Consider the following 810-nt stretch of genomic DNA (forward strand, 5'->3'; position numbering starts at 1 on the left):
ACATCAGGATCAAGAGCGACCTGGATTACAAGAGCCCCATGCAGTACCGAAGGGATTTGGGGCTAGTCGCATAGGATGGATTTGGTCCAGGATTCCCACCGCAGTCCCCTTTCGCCAACGCAAATTCGCCGATCGCGCCAACGCACTTTCACCGATCGCGCCAACGTCAGGCGCCGCTTCCGGCGTCCCTGTCCGGAGCCAGGTCCTTGGTGCGGTAGGACCTCCCGGTGATCTTCAGCACCGTGCAGTGGTGGCACAGGCGGTCGGCGATGGCGCTCGCCACCACCGGGTCGCCGAAGACCTTGGCCCACGCGCCTATCCCGACGTTCGTCGTCACTATGGTCGACCTCCTCTCGTAGCGCCTCGAGACCAGCTGGAACAGCAGGTCGGCCCCCTCCTTGTCGACCTCAAGGTAGCCGACCTCGTCAACGATCAGCAGCGAGAGGTGCGCGTAGAAGCGCATCCTGCGCTCGAGCGCCCCCTTGTCCGCCGCCCGCTTGAGGTCGCCGACGAGGCGCTGGCAGTCCACGAAGTACGTGAGCTTGCGCGCCCTCACCGCCTCGACGCCGAGCGCGACCGCTATGTGGGTCTTCCCGACGCCGGGGCTGCCGACGAGCACGACGTTCTCCCGGCGCTCCAGGAACCCGAGCGCGGCGAGCTCCTCGACGACGGGGCGGTCGATCGAGGGCTGGAAGGAGAAATCGAAGTCGGCGAGCGTCTTCACGAAGGGGAAGTTCGCCTTCTCGACCCGGCGGTCCAGGTCGCGCGCCCTCACGGCCGCCACCTGGGCGTCGGTCATCTCCATCAGCG

The 810-nt window shown here is 66.3% G+C and carries 1 protein-coding gene; it reads right to left on the reverse strand.

Annotation, left to right across the window (positions count from 1 at the left end):
- Positions 1-166: 166 nt before the first annotated feature.
- The coding region (gene istB, locus H6A21_RS10750; protein WP_204562776.1) for an IS21-like element helper ATPase IstB at positions 167-810 on the reverse strand (644 nt) is incomplete at its 5' end.

Origin of the sequence: Collinsella tanakaei (assembly GCF_016902615.1) — a bacterium.
Lineage (GTDB): Bacteria > Actinomycetota > Coriobacteriia > Coriobacteriales > Coriobacteriaceae > Collinsella > Collinsella tanakaei_A.